Source organism: uncultured Cedecea sp. (assembly GCF_947498825.1).
Taxonomy (GTDB): domain Bacteria; phylum Pseudomonadota; class Gammaproteobacteria; order Enterobacterales; family Enterobacteriaceae; genus JGM124.
In genome coordinates this window covers 1-17,128 of record NZ_CANMLV010000020.1, presented here as the reverse complement: position 1 = coordinate 17,128, position 17,128 = coordinate 1, and the positions used below count along the sequence as shown (strand labels likewise).

Sequence of the window (17,128 nt, the reverse complement as noted above, 5' to 3'; positions counted from 1 at the left end):
TGCTGATGGTTTTCTTCGCGTATAATCTTTATTGTTCATTCCTCTTTTCGGCTAATCATCATGTCAGTGATGCAGTTTGTTCATCGTGTTCCTGTTAGTTTTTTTGGGATAGTTCTCGGGGTCTTTGGGTTGGGTAGCAGCTGGCGCTATGCTGCTACGCTTGGGATTGGCCCAGCCTGGTTGGGTGAGGCACTTATTTTTTCTGGGTGTTTTATCTGGTTAATACTGGCGCTGATTTACCTCGCTCGCTGCCTGACCGCTCCGAAAGCGATATATGATGAGTTTCTGGATAATAACCAGTTTAGTTTCATTAGCCTGTTACCTGCGGGTGGCGTATTGGTTTCAACAGGACTGTATCCTTATCATCTGATGCTTGCCAATATATTAATGATTGTCGGCGCTATCGGGCAGTTGACTTTCTCCGCATGGCGTTGCGCACCTCTGTGGCGCGGTGAATTTGCTTCAGAAGCGACAACACCGGGTTTTTATCTGCCAACCGTCGCAGCTAATTTTATCTGTGCGATGGCTTTTGGAACTGCCGAACATCAGGATATCGGTGCACTGTTTTTGGGGGCGGGGCTGATTTCCTGGCTAACACTGGAGCCAGCCATTATTCATCGCCTGCGTACGCAGACGGCACTGGCTGGCCCGGCCCGGGGCGTTATTGGTATTCAGCTCGCTCCTGCTTTTGTTGCCTGCTATGCATGGCTATGCGTTAATGGAAATCATTTTGATATCTTCGCCCTGTTATTGTTGGGTTATGGCTTGTTGCAACTATTCTTCATGCTGAGGCTGGTAAGATGGTTTTTTGCCGGCGGTTTTAGTCCGGCGATGTGGGCATTTTCGTTCGGACTTTCCGCGATGGCGAATGCGGCTTTGCGGCTGGCACAGAGTCGGGCAGGAGATGATATGCAGGTATTGTCGTGGATACTCTTTTCATTGGCCAATGTGTTACTCACCGGACTTATCGTGAAAACCCTTTTGTTACTCATAAGCGGCAGGCTATTACCTAAAAAATAAGCCACGCCCCTCTGTTTTATCCCGGGTATTGGAAACCAGTGATAGTGCTGCAGGTAGCATTCAGGCCATAGGCGTGGGAAAGCGCTTTATGGCCTGTTCGAGCGTTGCCTGCCAATATAAATACATGAGGAGGCAGTGACGATTTAGTCAAAAATATTATTTATCGTACAGAACTGTATAAGTTCCTGATTATTATCGATATCTAGTTTTCTCATCGCTGAATTTTTTTGTAAGCTAATTGTTTTAGCACTACGATTAAGCCGTGCAGAGATACTCACGATGGATTCTCCAGAAACAAAGTAACGCAGGACTTCGAACTCTCTGGGTGAAAGACTGTTGATTTTATCATTAAGTAAAGGCTTCTTTTTTACTTTATACGAGTCAATGTTAAAAGAAGGAGGATAATAAATATGATTCATTCGGATTGCATGCAGCGCTTTACGCATCTCATCAAGAGGATCTTGCTTGTAAACAACTCCGGCTATCCCAAAATCGTATAAAGATGAAACGATCATTGAGTTAGTAATCATGGTGAGTACCAACAATTTAATTTGTGGATAGCTTCTCTTTAAATAACTGACAAAGCGGATGCCATCTACATAGAGCTCATCCTTAGGCATATTATAGTCGGTAATTATAATGTCCGGGATGTCAGTCTCTAAGCTTTTGATTAATGCTGAAGATGTTGAGTACGTCCCAATCACCTCAATATCAGGCAACTGATTAATATAATCTTTCATTCCAGCTAAAACGACTTGATGATCGTCGACTAATACCACTCGCATCTTTTTCATTTTTTTTCTCTTGGTTCAGGAGTCTGTTCATTGCTCAAGTAGCAGTTGTATCTCGCTCACCAGGGCATTTACCTGTGGAATACTTTTTTCATCCATACCATGCAATTCCAGATATTCTCCCATAATTTCCAGTCGCAGAGAAAGATCATGATAGTTAGCAAGTACCAAAGCACCTCTCATACGATGTAAGGTCATGGCTATCATCTTTGCATCCAGACTTATTATCGATTTTTGCAGGGCTTCCAAATCATCACGCATCGATTGAATAAAGATATCCCGGTGCTTAGTGAGGATATCTACTGTTGGTTGTGCGAATAACGACTCATCAATATGTTTTAAGTGCTCAGTGCTAATATAATTGCTTAAAATTTCAGATAGTTTTTTTAATTCAATCGGTTTTACCAGCCAGGCATCCATCCCGGATTCAATGCAACGTTTTTCTTCATCCAGCATGGCATTAGCAGTCAGTCCTATAATAGGAACAGTGACACCTTCAGAACGTAATTTCGTCGCCAGCCCATAGCCATTGAGATAGGGCATATTAACATCAGTAAAAACCATATCGCTCGGAGAGATATCCCACAGTGCCAGGGCTTCTTCTCCATCACTTGCCAGTGTTACTGCACAGCCCAGCAGCTCAAGCTGCTCCTTCAGTGTAATTTGATTGAGCGGATTATCTTCAGCAATAAGTACATTAATTGCAAAGTGAGGAAAGACGGGCTGTTGAGATTGTTGCGTCCTGTTCCCGTAGAAAAATTGTTCTAAACCAAAGCCGATACTGAATATATTATACGCGTCTATATTATAAGCATGATCAAACTGCTCTGATAGTGAAACCGTGACTGTTTGACCTTCCCAGTCGACGGGAAGAATGTCTTTTTTTAATTGAATATCCACGAGCGTTGTATGTCTGTCATCACTGGGCATTTGTTCGACAAATATCTTGACATTTGCCCCCCAAAGACTGAGCCACAGAGCAATATTCTTTGTTAAATCAGGATGGGGACTACGTACTACTATATTGGCCTGATCAAGTTTGGGCATGATCGTAGGCGGAAGATTTATTTCAGGTAAATTGAAATCGATTTCAACAGAAAACTTACTACCAATACGTGGCTCACTGATGACCTGTACTTTACTGTTCATTAATCCAGCAAGGCGGGAACAAATAAATAACCCCAAACCTGCACCACTTGCGGTATAACTTTCAGAGTTGACCAGGAAGAAAGGCTGAAACAGATTTTTTTGATACTCTGCTTCTATTCCTATGCCGCTGTCTAATACCTCTATCAGCAAGCGAGATTGTATTGCTGTTTTTTTCGTCTGACTAATACGAACAATCACATGACCATAGTCAGTGAACTTTATGGCATTACTGATTAAATTATTAATAATCTGACGGAGCCGATTTGGGTCACCGCAAACCTGGGCCGGAAGATCCGTCGGAATAATTGAAAATAGCAACAGCCCCTTATTATAGGCAACTGATGAGTAGGAACTGGTGCAACCTTGTACTAATTCAAGAGGATTAAATGCAACATTTTCCAGCTGTAACTGGTTAGCTTCAATTTTACTGATATCAAGAATATCGCTGATCAGCTGCATCAATGACTGAGAAGCGATTTCAATTCGGTTCAGATATTGCCGCTGTTTTGTATCCAGTTCAGTTAAAGAGAGCAGTTCTATGGTGCCAAGGGTTCCGTAAAGAGGGGTGCGTATTTCATGACTCATTGTTGCCAAAAACAGAGTCTTAGCTTCATTGGCTTCGTTGGCTGCAAGTTTTGCCTGTTTTAAGTGACGTTCAGTTTCGACATGAAGACTGACGTCAGTGAATGCACAAAGGATGACATCTTTTTGTTTATAGCGCGTGGATAAATAGCTGACGTCAACCGTTAATGTATCTGAAATGGCCAGCTGTTCAATCATACCGGCTTCATTGTCACGAATGATTTGACATAAAAAACTATCTGACCAGCTACTGATGCCAATTTTTCCGCTGTCATCAGGATTTAGCCATGTTAACGCCAGCTCATTAGCAAAAACAACCCTACAGTTTTCACGCGAAATCAGGCAGACGGCAACCGGAGCCGTTTGAATAAGTGTTTTGCTGAATTCTTCACTTTCTAATAATTTTTCATGGGCAGTTTGCGCAGGTAAAATAACGCGTTGTGTATACCAACGATGATACATCAGACTGCCAAACAGGCTAAAAAGGATAATGGTGAGTAACCCACCGGATAACCAAGTATTATCCTGGAAAAAGCTCAGGTAACTGACAAGATAATAGCCTGTCCAGTTATCACTATCGTCCTCCACTTTAAAAACGATACCGTTTTTCGTCAAGTATATACCTTGCTCTTCGAATGATGGTGCGTCACCTTCACCCAGCAAAGTACCGTAGTGTTCATGCACAAACCAAAAATTATCACGGCGCAGCAGCCAGAATGAACTATCAAGCGTGGGGTAAACCGCACGCTCCAGAACATTAATTCTGTGTGGGTCAAGAATAGCTACAGCATATAAACAATCCTTGGTTTTATTGGCTGAAGAGGGCGTTGTTGCTTGGATTTCGGTCATGATTATACCAAGCAATTTTCCGGGGAGATGTTGGTCTTTAAACCAAACCACTTTATTATTCTCATTAACAACCTGACAACCTGCAACTTCCTTCTGGGAAATATATTTTTCTGTCGCTTGTGTCACTGTCTGGAATTCAGTGAGGTCTTCTTTGAAGTCAGAATCATCATCATCTAAAGCGGGAACACCGATATTAACGATATCGCTGGCTGAAATTAACCATACCGATGACGATGGAAAATACGAAGCTGACCAAAAATTTAAGAATTTATACGAAAGATAAGTACCATACGGGGTGATATCCTTTTCTGTTTTAGTGCAGTCAGCATTTTTTGAGCACTCCCAGGAGTAAGTCAAGTTAGCCTGTGATTCGGGAATGCTATAATAGTTGTCATGAGTACCGGGGTATTTTTCAAAAACACCGCGATTTAATAATTCTTCATTTTTAACAGCAAAAGAGAAATCTTGAGGATCGTTGATATCCTGTAAAAACTTTTCCTGTTCCCGGGCGTAAGAAACGAGTGTTGAAAAGTCCAGGATCAGACGCTTCTTTTCCTGCTCAATTATGCGTAAGCTCCCCCACAGTAGTAAAACTGCAAGTGCAAAAGTCAGGGGAACTATTCCAAATAGTAACCAGTTATGCCGCCGTGACCATTGAAGGATTTTGATTAAAGGGGTTTCCCGCATATGGCCTCTATTTTTTAACATTTATGTAAAAGACATCTCAGAGCAATATACAAAAAATGGACTGCCATAATGTGATGGCAGCAGCTTTTTTTGCACATTACGCTCTACGGTAAAACAAATTTTTACTATAAAAAGCCGATACAAGCTAAAAAATTTTTAGCTTAACCAGCCTGTCTCAGGCTGGAAAGTGGAAGGAATCTCAGGACTAAGCATATACCGAGGTCACAATAAAGGGCGACGCTTGATATACATGCCAGTGACAGGATAACCTGGGAACGATCTTCTGGATAATCACTTATTCACTGAGAACCAGTCCAGCTAAAAGACTGTCGAAAAACAGTGATGAATTATACAGTAGATGAAGATTCAGCTTTTATTTTCCGTTCATAGTGTCGTGCCAGTTCTCTTCCAATATCCAGTACGCTGTAAGCATTAATGATAGTGGTATGTGCATTTTCATACAACGAACTGTTCACCGAAGAAGGAAGGGCGATAATCCGTGGCCCAATCCAGTGGGTGCTTCTGTAAGAGTGAGGCCATGTAGAGACTAGTGTTCCCGATATTTCTGACTCCAGAGGACGGGCATCTGCTCCCCACAGGCAAAGCCAGTCGCAAATATTGTTGACCATTTCTGGCAGCACGCCATCTACAAAAACCACTTCATGGGGTAAATGAATTGCGTCGAGCTCAAACTTATCTTCTGGTAATGGAAAGGTGATATTTACGGCAACCCTGGTACCAAGCTCAGGGATACTTGCTGCTTCAATGGTGCCATTCATCATTTTGACCAGCCTCAGACAAATGGACAGCCCCAAACCCGATCCGACTCCCGGACGGTTGGTATGAAAGAAAGGATCAAATAATTTTGGCAAATCAGTCTGGTTAACCCCAATACCTGAGTCCGTCACTTCGAACGTTAATTGTACCGAACCAAGAGTGAATTCTTTAGCAGTGATGCGTAATATAATATGCCCTATATCGGTGAACTTAATAGCATTATTCATTAAGTTATCCAGTATCTGCCGTAATCTGATGCTATCACCGATTAACGTTGAGGGAATGCCAGGATCACACATCGCATAGAGAGTCAGATTTTTACTTTCTGCTTTTGCGGAGAAAAAAGTGATCACCTGTTCAGCAAGCTCCATCGGATTAAACAGTGTATTGATCAGTTGCAGTTTCCCCGCCTCGATGACTGACAGATCAAGGCTATCATTAACTATTCTCTGCAGACTGGTAAATGCGTATTTTAAAGTATTAAAGTGGTTATTCTGCTGCTCAGTATGTGGCGTCAGATACATAAGCTCGAGCGTCGCTAACATACCGTATAACGGGGTACGAATTTCATGGCTCATGGTTGTGATAAAAATAGATTTTGCCAGATTAGCTGCCTCAGCATTATTTTTTTCATTTTTTAGAAAATGCTCTTTTTTCTTTACCCAGCTAATATCATTTAATAAGCACAATACTATCGCCTCATCGGTTTCCTCCAGGAGCATGGTGCTTAACTGATAAACTTTTCCGTTATTCAGATAGATTTCCTGTGATGTTAACGATGCTGTATGGGGTACTATTTTGCTCAGCCATTCAGGATCGCTGGAAACCCACTCTCTAATCAGTGAGTTAGCCAATAAAATCTCTAAATTGTTAGAGCGAATTAATCCGAGTCCAACAGGGGCGTTATCTACCAGACTATTTAGCCTGGCATTCCTTTTCTCCAGATAGCGAAAACGTGCTATGTTCGGTTTCATCAAATAGCGGAACAGATAGTAATTAGCCGCAAAATTAAGAATTGTAATTACCACAATCAAGATTAACAAGCCAATAAAGCTGCTAATATTTTCTTTTATAACAGTATGCCATTCCACACAATATAATAATCCCCAGCCTGGTTGTCCTAAGGAAATATTCAGACTTAAATATTTTGGGATAATATTATTTTGAATGTTTGATAACAAATTTTTCTGAGAGTTACTAATCAGACATTGGGATACATTTCCCATATTCTTTTTAGAGGAAACGACTTTTCCTGTCGGGCTGAGCAAAAACTTGTTGTCTTTAAAAGATGATATTTCATTGATAGTATCATTAGTTGGTATAAATGATATTCCTAACCACTCACTATGAGCCGGGTTGTTTTTTAATGGAATAAACATATACATTCTATCATCATGAATGTCAGAAGTATTAATCCATACCACTTTGTTTTCACTTGGTTGTATACTGTGTTGATCGAACTGAGATAAGTTTCGCCATAACCAGAAACGATCCTGTTTTATTTTTTGACGATTTTTTGGTGAGGGGGAAACGATAAAGTCAATTTCTCCACTCAGTGTAGATATATGAATAAGATCAACATTTTTTTCAATGAGCGTTGAAATATGGTTTTTAGTAGGAATGATATTTGAATTGCCGTTTACATTCAGTTTCGGTTGATAATTTAAAAAATTGTAATTCTTATTGTTTTTTTCTTTAAATAGTATAAGTACTTCATCTATATTGCTGTTGTCAAAAGTAGAATATAGCAATGATAATAGCAGTGTTTCATAGCTTTTATAATAGTTTCGAGTATTAATTGCATCATTTTCAACTGAATTGTATATATCAGAGAAAGAATCATTCGTTTTATTATTAATATAAACGATTATTGTTATGGTAAATAAAAACACAAACAAAAATGAGATAGCAGTTAACGAGAGTTTAATGAAAAAAACACTCCAGTATCTTTGCTTGTTCTTGATATCATTATAATATTTCATGCACACATCATAAAGGCGTACCGCCTTTTATCAATAAGGTTTACCTTAATTAAACAGTTTATAGTCAGATGAATTTGCATAGTGAGTGGCAACTGACTACTACCAGACGGTTAACAGTATGAAATCTACTATCGGTCAATGAGGAGATTGGTCTATATTTTAGTCTTAAATAGGCCGTTCCCTGGCCTTTCCAGACTGAAACTATTATGGCTGGAGTAAAGTTAATTCTATGTTTTTATTGGTTATAATAACTATAAAATGTTTAAGTAACCGTGCTGAGGATCAATAAGAAACCACAACGCGAATTGTTTTCGAAAATGGTCCGGATACAATATTGCTGCCAGGTATATGGGAAAGCGTGGCACTATAAGGCAAGTTAAGTGGTATATATGGCATCAGTTCACCCACAAAATAAGGTTCGTTATAGTTTACATCGCCACTGCTATTGCTGAGCAGTACCTGTAATCCATTACCCATATCTAAGTATTTATTATCTAATACAGTATTATTATTTGGTTCAAAACGTATTGAGACATTCAACCCGGTTGCACAGTCTGGTCTTACTGCCATGCCCACAGTAAAGTTTTTAACGACGGTGCTGCCAGCGTAGAGATTCCGGGGATCCAGAGTACCAAAATTCACGCTGCCGCCATTTGAGGCAGCGACATAAACTTCTGGCGAGGGGCAAAGTAGCGTCAGGTTACCGACGAAACGAGCATAAATAGGGGCACCAATATTGGCTCCTGCCTCATTAATATGATAGCCCAGTAAAAAAATGCCAGTATCAAAAGGCTTCAATGCATCGACACCTTTTCTTACAGTAAACGCGTAGCGGATACCAAAACTTCTGTCCAGCCCAACAGCGGGTTGCCCCCAGGAACCTAAGAGAATATCAGGAACCGTCGGGAGAGTGATATTATGCTCTACCACACTGCCAAGGTTATATCTCTGATATATATCAACGCCGCTGTTATTCAGCATGCTCTTTACACTTTCAGGTATAGCAAACTTGAAATAAATATTATTCGTAGGGCCGGTAAATTGACAGGTTAAACCAATAAAATCACTATTCTGGCTAACGAGTGTTGTGCCTGGTGGTATTACTGCCGTGTCGTTCGTTATCTCAAAGCTGATAAACAGATCGATATGATCACCAGCACTTGTTGGCCGACAATTTGAGGCGGCAGCAAAAGCCTGATTGATACCAACCACACAAAGAGTAGCGATAAGAAGCAGCGTGTTCCTGACATTATTTAGTTTAAACATATCTCACCCTTTAGACTGATGGCTTCTCTTTTAATAAAGAACAGCTGCTGCCAGAACATGTGTATTTCAATGTTTGTGGGGCGCCGTAATCATCTAAATAAGTCACCATAATATTATTCCCATTTCGCTGTTTGTCATTTAACTGATAAACAAAGCTGCTGTTTGGCGTTATAATAACCTCCGAGAAATCCTTCACTTTTTGTGGGGTGTTATTAATGTTAATCACCACAACATGGTAAGGTGTCGGGTTATTGAAAACCAGTTGATTATTTTTCTTCTCTACTTTCAGCTCTTGCTGCCAGTTATTTTCTGGGTATTTTACTAATCCCTTCGGACGATAAAAAAGTTTAAAACGAGACTGAATCACCACTTCCACCACATTTTCTATATTGCTTTTAGGTGGAACGCCGAGAATATTAAAATACAACAGGCTTTCTTTATCCTGAGGCAGTGGTGTTGTCTCGTTAACTGCATTGATACGGATCTGTTTTTTCTGATTCGGCTCAATCCGCTGTAACAGTGGCAGTGCGACTAAAGGTTCAGATATTTTCTTACCGTCACTCGACTCAAGCCAGGTTTGTACTAAAAATGGATCTTTAGCATCAATGTTCTCTACCACAACACTCACACCAGGCTTTGCTGCATCATAGATAACGCGAGTACGATCCATTGTAAGTGATGCCTGAACAGCGCTGCTTAATAATAAGAGCGTACTTAGAATTACGTTAAATTTTTTCATTTCTATAAATCCTTCGAACAGGTTAATTGTTTCAGCTTCTGGATATCGGTATTTTTAATCATTATCTGGCAAGATTGATTAACGCCCCATTTAACAGATATCTTCTGTGATTTCTTCAGACCTGTCAGATAGGTTTGTCCTTGTTCTGAAACAATACCGAGTTGTTTATTACTTTCTCTATCATAGACAGTAGCACCAAACGGTGGAACTGTCCCATCAGTAAGGGTTATTTTTAGCAGTACTTTTTCACCGATAACAGCATTAACTTTGGCATAACCGATGGCTCCGGAGGTTAAGGCCGCTTCGATTACGTTATCTTCAATGCTGACGTTATCAGGCATGTTATCAAGATCAAGATACTGCGCACTGCGATAATAGGTCGGGACATTACTTATCCCTGCAAGCCCAAAACGGTTCGTGATGGACTCATTATCGTTTACGGAAACGTTACTTGCAGTATCCGTATCAATAATCATACGCGCCTGGTTTGGGTACACTCTTCGGTGAAAAACAGGTCCCTGCTGAGTGAGCGTTATCGAACCGTCTACTGCTGCACTCAGAGACTGATGGTCTTTACCATAAGCTCCACTTAACTGTGTTGTGGCATAAGGCGTATCACGATAAACCGACGCATTCATCGCCGTATTTTCAACGAAATTGCTGCTTGAAACACCAATATTAATATTGTTATTATCCTTCACTGTTGAATAACTAACATTATTACTATAATTGTGGTTTCGCTCATTGTAAGAACCAAAATATTGCATCCTTGATTTTGAATCACCACCAAACGGAATGCTTAATGAAAGATAAGCTTGTTTAGCGCGATTCTCTTTTGATGAAATACTTTGGCTGACCGAAAAACTTAATAATGTATCTTTGAACCATTGATTATTCAGCTTTGTGTTATAAGACAAATTCAGGCTGTCACTACTTTTTGCTCTGTTCCAGTATGTCGTTACTGAATAATTCAGATTAACGTCAGCATTCAAGTCAGGCAGTTGCTGAGTAAAAGAAGTTGAGAATGAATTTTTCTGCCGGTATAAAGCATCTCTTCTTTTCGCCTTGGTTTCCACATAGTTATTAACTGACATATAGCCTTCATTGGAAAACTGATAGCCCGTCAGATTCAGTCTGCTGGAGTCAGAAAATCTTTTAGCGTAACTCAGTCTGTAGCTTTCTCCCCGGCGCGGCGGTGTGCTCTTAATATGGCTGCGCGACTGGGTGACATCAAAAGAAAGCGCTCCCAGCTCCCCCATATTGGTACCCAGCCCAAGGCTGTAAGCCTTATACTGGCTGCCAATTGTAGAGAACAGTCCACCGTAGGCAGAAACATCGTTCAGTAGTCCCCATGATGCTTCGCCAGAAACAAAACCTGAGTTCACCTCACGATAGCTAAGAGGATCAAACTGCCCAGTATTGACTTTATAGCTTACCGTGCCTTTACGTGTCAGGAACGGTATCGCTGTGGTTGTTACCTGAAACTGGCGGACAGAACCGTCTTCTTCTTCTACCTTGACATCCAGCGTACCAGAGAGTGATGAGCTCAAATTATCAATTGAGAAAGGCCCCGGAGGTACCTTTACCTGATTAAGTATTCTGCCGCTTTGAGAAATAGTTACCGTTGCATTACTGGTTGCTGTTCCTGTTATTTGAGGAGCATAGCCTCTTAAAACTGCTGGTAACATATTGTCGTCGCTAAAGGCGCTGGCCCCCTTAAAACGTACGGAATCAAAGATATTACTGGATGTATAATGCTGGCCGATAAAAAATTTCGACGCCAGAGCAGGAATATCAGTAAATGCATAGGTCTGAATCCACTGCAAGCTATCTTTCTTGTTTTGCTCGCTATTATTTTTCTGATACTGATAATTACTACGCAGACGCCAGGGACCGATATTTGCTCCTGCTGTACCGTAAGAACTCAGGCTGTTAGAGCCAGCTGAATTTTTGCCTCTGAAATAACTATCAATGATACTGTAATCCAGTACCAGGGCATTCACCCCACTGTCACGCTGCTGCGGAGGTATCCAGTTCTCGTCATTATATTCAAAGTAAATCTGCGGTATTGAAAAGTGTAGTTCTTGTTTTTCATCGTCAAAATTAACTTTGATATTTGCATCCTGAGAACTCAGATCGAAACATTCCCCTTGATTCCATTGAGGAATTTTTTTAATAAATTCATTTTTTAACCCAATAGACTGGATCAAACTACTTGTCAGACAAGGTTGGATTATGTTTTCGTTTTTGACGAAGCCTATCTTATCGAAAAAATTAATTTTTCGACCATTGACGGTAACGCCGACAAAATAAACACCCTCAGATTGCATACTTTTTTCAAAAGCAGTTAAGTCTATATCAGGAATTCCAGAAATAACGAGGGCCTGTTCGTTAAACTGCACGTCCTGCGCATGAGCGAAATAGGAATAGAAGAACGTACTGGTGAGTAATTTAATAATTATGTGTTTTTTCATATGATTTATTGATTATCAAAAAATAATCGCACCAAGTAGAACTAATATTAGAGGGTAAAGAAGAGTGTTATACAGTGCAGATTCGAATCTGCACTGTATATATTATGCATAATTTGTGTGGGAGTATATTTTCATTATTCAGTTAATCTGGTCATAGAATGTATCTATGCTGATCTGTTCGCTAAGTTCAGAATCTACAAACCACACGAATTATTCAGGTATATAACAAGAATACCTGATGCTATCGATTACTGATAATCCAGAACGTAAGCAACGGTTGATTTTACTGAACCGGCGGTAGCAGCACCCAGTGCTTGCATACGGGCAGTCAGGTTGATGGTATTGTTACCTGCATATAAAGTCTGCTCAACTTTGTCGTTGTTTTTCAGGACAACACCGGCAGTAGGATCTTCGAACAGAACACCCATATTCTGTGCAGTACCGCTGCTTGCCCACAGGTTACCAGTTGGATCCATCTGGCCGGTAAAGGTTACGCTAACTTTAGAGTAAAGATTACCACTATTAGTTGGGTCTAACATGCAGTTAGTCAGTTCCAGAGCAAAATCAGATACTGGACCTTGGCTTCCAGCAGTCTGAAGTGAAGCAACTGGTACAGAACCCAGTGGAACTTGTTTATTTACAGATGAAGGGACAATAGTACATGCACCGGTGTTAACAGTACCGTTAAACTCAATGGTACCGCTACCTGCATCTGCAGCAAATACAGATGATGATGCGCCAGTAATAACTAAAGCCAGGACTGAAGATGCTAATACGTTCAATTTCATTTTATTTACCTTTTAATTGATTTGGTATGTGTTTTATTTCAAACACAGTCTTTCTTTACAGTATGGGGCAGCCATACGCTATTAAATTCATTTGCTAAATTAGTTTTCACTTATGAGAACTAATGGTTAATTTATCTATTTAAATAATCAACCGGACTGTCTCATCAAGGAAGGATTACATAGTACCCGACGGTTAGTTTTACTGATATAAGGGAAACCTTATAAAGAGTGTGTGGTCATTAAAAGTTTGACGAAGCTATAGAGACTAAATAAGTCGGAAGTTATGTTTCGTGACTCTGTTAAAATAAAAGTTAAGAAAAATCCTATATGTTATTGATTTTAAATGGAAGGCTGTGAGTTATTTCGATAAGGCGTCATGAGGACTGGGGATTTTGTTGGAAAAACATCGGAAAGGTTATCGTAACTGAACGGGTATTTTTCCCAGACTTGCTGGGAAAAAACGTATTGTTTGTCGTTATGTACTTTGCCGTAACTCAATTTGGTAGTTGAATAACTCAATGCGTGACTCGTCCAGTTCATCATCCTGACTGTCACCGAGTAACTCAACCAGAAGGTTGCCCGCGACTTTACCCATATTCTGATAATCGATATGGATAGCCGTTATTGTCGGATACATTTGGGCGCAATTCCCTGAATCATCAAGGCAGGCGACAGCAATATTACCGGGGATCTTCAGTAAACGACGCTGACACTCAAACAGGATACCCAGGGCAAGTTCTTCATGGCTGCAAATCACGGCATCCACTTCGGGCTGTTGCAGTAACATTTCACTTAATGCGTAACGACCAAACTGGAGACTGGCGGTATCCCGCGTGGTGACCACCAAATCTGAATTCTGATAGCGGCTAAGCATGGCTTTATGCCAGCCATTAAGTCCCTGGCGCTGTAGACGGTTGTCCATATTGGCACCAATAAAACCGATATTTTTGTACCCCCTGTCCAGCAGTTGTTCGGTCAGTTTGCGTGTCGCTTCTAAAAAAGAGGTCTCAATAGAAATGTCTGCCTGACTATAGGGAGCACCGACGACATTTATCGTAGGAATATTGGCTTTATCGATAATCTGGTAGGTTTCATCGGCTAACTGCGAACCAAAAATAACCAAAGCTGCGGGGTTACTCTGAAACAGCGTGGTTAATATTCTGGCTTCTTTATGATGGTTATGTTCATGGCAGCCGAGTAATAGCTGGAATTCATTTTTATTGAGGATCTGCTGCAGGGACTGAATAAAACGTGAACTGGCTTTGTCCGAAAGAGAGGGGAGTAATACCGCAACAATATTACTGACACCTGAAGCCAGCGCTCCGGCCGCGCCATTAGGAATATAGCCAAGAACTTCAACGGCATGCTCTATTTTTTCGCGTAGTTTATCTGAAACTTGTTCCGGTGTTCTTAAGGCACGGGAAACCGTCATGGTGCCAACACCCGCAAAATTAGCCACTTCTTGTAATGTAACCCGTCCGGTATTGCGACGCTTACGTGTTGTTTTCATTCAGGCTCCCGGAACACTCACTGTCAATGACTTCCATTATATTCACCACGCTATTTATCTGTCTAATCAGGTCGATACATTATTGCATTGTATCTGTTCGTTATTATCCATGCTGTCTGGATTTCAGTTTATGCCGTGAATCGCATCGTTTATCCACGTTTATGAAAGGGGCAATGGGGCGATAAGTAGAATCATAAAACTGAAATCGTGATAGCGCTATCATCAATTTCTGATAGCGCTATCACGATTTTATGATAGCGCTATCAAATGGCGTTATGAAATGAGAGATCAATCACATTTATCTGTTCGTTAAAAACTTACTCTGCTCGCCATCATCACCTGGAGTCTTGAAGCATGTTAAAAAATTTATTAACCACAGAGGTTGTTCAGATAGTCGAACAGGCAAAAGACTGGCGCGATGCTGTTGCCCTGTCCTGTCAGCCGCTGATTGAAAATGGTTCGATAGAACCACGTTATGTTGAGGCTATCTATCGCTCCCATGAAGCGATTGGTCCTTATTATGTGGTTGGTCCGGGTATTGCCATGCCTCATGCTCGCCCCGAAGAAGGAGCGAACAAACTATCTCTGGCTCTGACGGTTATCCCTTCAGGGGTAAATTTTGATGCCGATGAAAACGACCCGGTAAAATTGTTGATTGTGTTAGCCGCGACAGACAGCACAAGTCACATTGAAATCATTTCTCAGCTTGCTCAGTTATTTGATAACGAACAAGACACCCAGGCCCTTTTACAGGCGACAACTGTGCCAGAAATCTTATCTGTCATTGCACGTTATTAATCCAGGAGTTCAATTATGAAAATTACAGTGGTTTGTGGAAATGGTTTAGGTACCAGTCTGATGATGGAAATGAGCATCAAAAATATCCTCAAAGAGTTATCTGTCAGTGCTGAGGTTGACCATGTTGATCTCGGTTCTGCTAAAGGAACGCCGAGCGATATTTTTGTCGGCACGAAAGATATTGCCGAGCAACTGGTTGCTCAGTCAGTCGGCGGAAAAATTGTTGCACTGGAAAATATGATCGATAAGAAAGCCATGAAAGAGCGCTTGTCGGTGGCATTAACAGAGTTAGGCGCACTCTAAGCAGAGGTCAGTATGGATTTCTTTCGTTTCTTGATGAGTGATGTGCTTTCAGAACCTGCCGTACTGGTTGGTCTTATCGCCTTAATTGGCCTGATTGCACAGAAAAAACCGGTTACAGAATGCATTAAAGGCACCGTCAAAACCATAATGGGTTTTGTAATTTTAGGTGCCGGAGCGGGTTTAGTGGTCTCATCACTGGGAGACTTCGCTAATATTTTCCAGCACGCCTTTGGTATACAAGGTGTGGTACCGAACAACGAGGCTATCGTTTCTGTTGCACAGAAAAGTTTTGGTAAAGAAATGGCGATGATTATGTTCTTCGCTATGGTTGTCAATATCTTGATTGCGCGTTTTACCCCATGGAAATTTATCTTCCTGACCGGGCATCACACCTTATTTATGTCAATGATGGTGGCGGTTATCCTGGCGACAGCCGGTATGACTGGTACGACTCTGATTGCAGTCGGTTCTCTGGTTGTCGGTGTAGCCATGGTCTTTTTCCCGGCGATTGCACATCCATACATGAAAAAAGTGACCGGTTCTGATGATGTTGCTATCGGGCATTTTTCAACGTTGTCTTATGTACTGGCTGGTTTTATTGGCAGTAAATTTGGTAATAAAGCGCATTCAACGGAAGATATGAATGTGCCGAAAAGCCTGTTGTTTTTACGTGATACGCCGGTTGCTATCTCTTTCACAATGAGCATTATTTTCCTGGTAACCTGTGCTTTCGCTGGTGCCGATGTGGTGAAAGAGCTGAGTGGTGGTAAGAACTGGTTTATGTTCTCCATTATGCAATCAATCACTTTTGCCGGTGGTGTTTACATCATTCTGCAAGGTGTACGTATGGTTATCGCGGAAATCGTTCCTGCATTTAAAGGCATTTCCGATAAATTAGTCCCCAATGCGAAACCTGCACTGGACTGCCCGGTCGTCTTCCCTTATGCACCGAATGCAGTATTAGTTGGCTTCCTGAGCAGCTTCAGCGCAGGATTAATTGGCATGTTTGTCCTGTATCTGTTGGACATGACGGTAATTATTCCGGGCGTAGTACCCCACTTTTTTGTCGGCGCAGCCGCAGGGGTGTTCGGTAATGCAACCGGTGGACGCCGTGGTGCCATTTTGGGTGCTTTCGCACAAGGCTTGCTGATTACCTTCTTGCCAGTATTCCTGCTGCCAGTACTGGGTAATATCGGCTTTGCGAACACCACCTTCAGTGATGCTGACTTTGGAGCACTGGGTATTCTGCTGGGGATTATTGTTCGTTAATAATCACCAAATCTTTGATAAAAAACTAACGCCAGCAATATGCTGGCGTTATGACATTTAATTTTTATCAGGAAGCGCCGTAAAACCTCGTTCTTCTAGGGCGAGGATATAAGGCGTGCTTTTGACCTTCTATCCAACCCGTCA

General features: G+C 41.2%; 12 protein-coding genes. 4 read left to right on the top strand and 8 right to left on the bottom strand.

All coding sequences use genetic code 11. The features are described 5' to 3' along the window. Positions 1–60 precede the first annotated feature (60 nt). The gene (gene tehA, locus Q1A40_RS17680; RefSeq protein WP_300002722.1) at positions 61–1,020 is read left to right on the top strand and encodes a dicarboxylate transporter/tellurite-resistance protein TehA; all 960 of its coding nucleotides are present in this window, start codon (positions 61–63) and stop codon (positions 1,018–1,020) included. A 143-nt stretch (positions 1,021–1,163) separates the two neighbouring features. On the opposite strand, the gene Q1A40_RS17675 is transcribed toward tehA, so the two are convergent. The 8 genes from Q1A40_RS17675 to Q1A40_RS17640 all read right to left on the bottom strand — a co-directional run bounded on the left by Q1A40_RS17675 (position 1,164) and on the right by Q1A40_RS17640 (position 14,614). Beyond that, positions 1,164–1,814: a response regulator transcription factor gene (locus Q1A40_RS17675; RefSeq protein WP_300002720.1), complete on the bottom strand. Its 651-nt coding sequence runs from the start codon at positions 1,812–1,814 to the stop codon at positions 1,164–1,166. 27 nt (positions 1,815–1,841) lie between these two features. Continuing rightward, positions 1,842–5,078: a response regulator gene (locus Q1A40_RS17670; RefSeq protein WP_300002717.1), complete on the bottom strand. Its 3,237-nt coding sequence runs from the start codon at positions 5,076–5,078 to the stop codon at positions 1,842–1,844. Positions 5,079–5,425: 347 nt separating this feature from the next. Beyond that, positions 5,426–7,837 (bottom strand): ATP-binding protein, encoded by a 2,412-nt coding sequence (locus Q1A40_RS17665; protein ID WP_300002713.1) that lies wholly within the window; start codon positions 7,835–7,837, stop codon positions 5,426–5,428. 282 nt (positions 7,838–8,119) lie between these two features. Next, a complete protein-coding gene (locus tag Q1A40_RS17660; RefSeq protein ID WP_300002711.1) occupies positions 8,120–9,103 on the bottom strand; it encodes a fimbrial protein in 984 nt (327 codons plus the stop codon). A 10-nt stretch (positions 9,104–9,113) separates the two neighbouring features. Next, complete coding sequence (locus Q1A40_RS17655) at positions 9,114–9,842, bottom strand: molecular chaperone (protein ID WP_300002708.1); 729 nt, start codon at positions 9,840–9,842, stop codon at positions 9,114–9,116. Between the two features lie 2 nt (positions 9,843–9,844). Beyond that, positions 9,845–12,316 (bottom strand): fimbria/pilus outer membrane usher protein, encoded by a 2,472-nt coding sequence (locus tag Q1A40_RS17650; RefSeq protein ID WP_300002705.1) that lies wholly within the window; start codon positions 12,314–12,316, stop codon positions 9,845–9,847. Between the two features lie 248 nt (positions 12,317–12,564). After that, positions 12,565–13,104: a fimbrial protein gene (locus tag Q1A40_RS17645; RefSeq protein WP_300002702.1), complete on the bottom strand. Its 540-nt coding sequence runs from the start codon at positions 13,102–13,104 to the stop codon at positions 12,565–12,567. 475 nt (positions 13,105–13,579) lie between these two features. Then, complete coding sequence (locus tag Q1A40_RS17640; protein WP_300002699.1) at positions 13,580–14,614, bottom strand: LacI family DNA-binding transcriptional regulator; 1,035 nt, start codon at positions 14,612–14,614, stop codon at positions 13,580–13,582. Between the two features lie 354 nt (positions 14,615–14,968). Here Q1A40_RS17640 and Q1A40_RS17635 point away from each other — a divergent pair, with 354 nt between their 5' ends. Genes Q1A40_RS17635 through Q1A40_RS17625 form a run of 3 tightly spaced genes read left to right on the top strand, consistent with a single transcriptional unit; the run spans position 14,969 to position 16,984 of the window. Further along, the gene (locus Q1A40_RS17635) at positions 14,969–15,412 is read left to right on the top strand and encodes a PTS sugar transporter subunit IIA (protein ID WP_300002696.1); all 444 of its coding nucleotides are present in this window, start codon (positions 14,969–14,971) and stop codon (positions 15,410–15,412) included. Between the two features lie 15 nt (positions 15,413–15,427). Continuing rightward, positions 15,428–15,715: a PTS sugar transporter subunit IIB gene (locus tag Q1A40_RS17630; protein WP_300002693.1), complete on the top strand. Its 288-nt coding sequence runs from the start codon at positions 15,428–15,430 to the stop codon at positions 15,713–15,715. Between the two features lie 12 nt (positions 15,716–15,727). Beyond that, entirely contained in the window at positions 15,728–16,984 is a 1,257-nt protein-coding gene (locus Q1A40_RS17625) for a PTS ascorbate transporter subunit IIC (protein ID WP_300002690.1), read from the top strand. Positions 16,985–17,128: the final 144 nt, after the last annotated feature.

What these genes read in the sequence shown, in the direction of transcription:
- Q1A40_RS17635 (WP_300002696.1), top strand. Translation starts at nt 14,969, where the DNA reads ATGTTAAAAAATTTATTAACCACAGAGGTTGTTCAGATAGTCGAACAG.
- Q1A40_RS17640 (WP_300002699.1), bottom strand. Translation starts at nt 14,614, where the DNA reads ATGAAAACAACACGTAAGCGTCGCAATACCGGACGGGTTACATTACAA.
- Q1A40_RS17625 (WP_300002690.1), top strand. Translation starts at nt 15,728, where the DNA reads ATGGATTTCTTTCGTTTCTTGATGAGTGATGTGCTTTCAGAACCTGCC.
- Q1A40_RS17650 (WP_300002705.1), bottom strand. Translation starts at nt 12,316, where the DNA reads ATGAAAAAACACATAATTATTAAATTACTCACCAGTACGTTCTTCTAT.
- Q1A40_RS17665 (WP_300002713.1), bottom strand. Translation starts at nt 7,837, where the DNA reads ATGAAATATTATAATGATATCAAGAACAAGCAAAGATACTGGAGTGTT.
- Q1A40_RS17645 (WP_300002702.1), bottom strand. Translation starts at nt 13,104, where the DNA reads ATGAAATTGAACGTATTAGCATCTTCAGTCCTGGCTTTAGTTATTACT.
- Q1A40_RS17670 (WP_300002717.1), bottom strand. Translation starts at nt 5,078, where the DNA reads ATGCGGGAAACCCCTTTAATCAAAATCCTTCAATGGTCACGGCGGCAT.
- Q1A40_RS17655 (WP_300002708.1), bottom strand. Translation starts at nt 9,842, where the DNA reads ATGAAAAAATTTAACGTAATTCTAAGTACGCTCTTATTATTAAGCAGC.
- tehA (WP_300002722.1), top strand. Translation starts at nt 61, where the DNA reads ATGTCAGTGATGCAGTTTGTTCATCGTGTTCCTGTTAGTTTTTTTGGG.
- Q1A40_RS17675 (WP_300002720.1), bottom strand. Translation starts at nt 1,814, where the DNA reads ATGAAAAAGATGCGAGTGGTATTAGTCGACGATCATCAAGTCGTTTTA.
- Q1A40_RS17630 (WP_300002693.1), top strand. Translation starts at nt 15,428, where the DNA reads ATGAAAATTACAGTGGTTTGTGGAAATGGTTTAGGTACCAGTCTGATG.
- Q1A40_RS17660 (WP_300002711.1), bottom strand. Translation starts at nt 9,103, where the DNA reads ATGTTTAAACTAAATAATGTCAGGAACACGCTGCTTCTTATCGCTACT.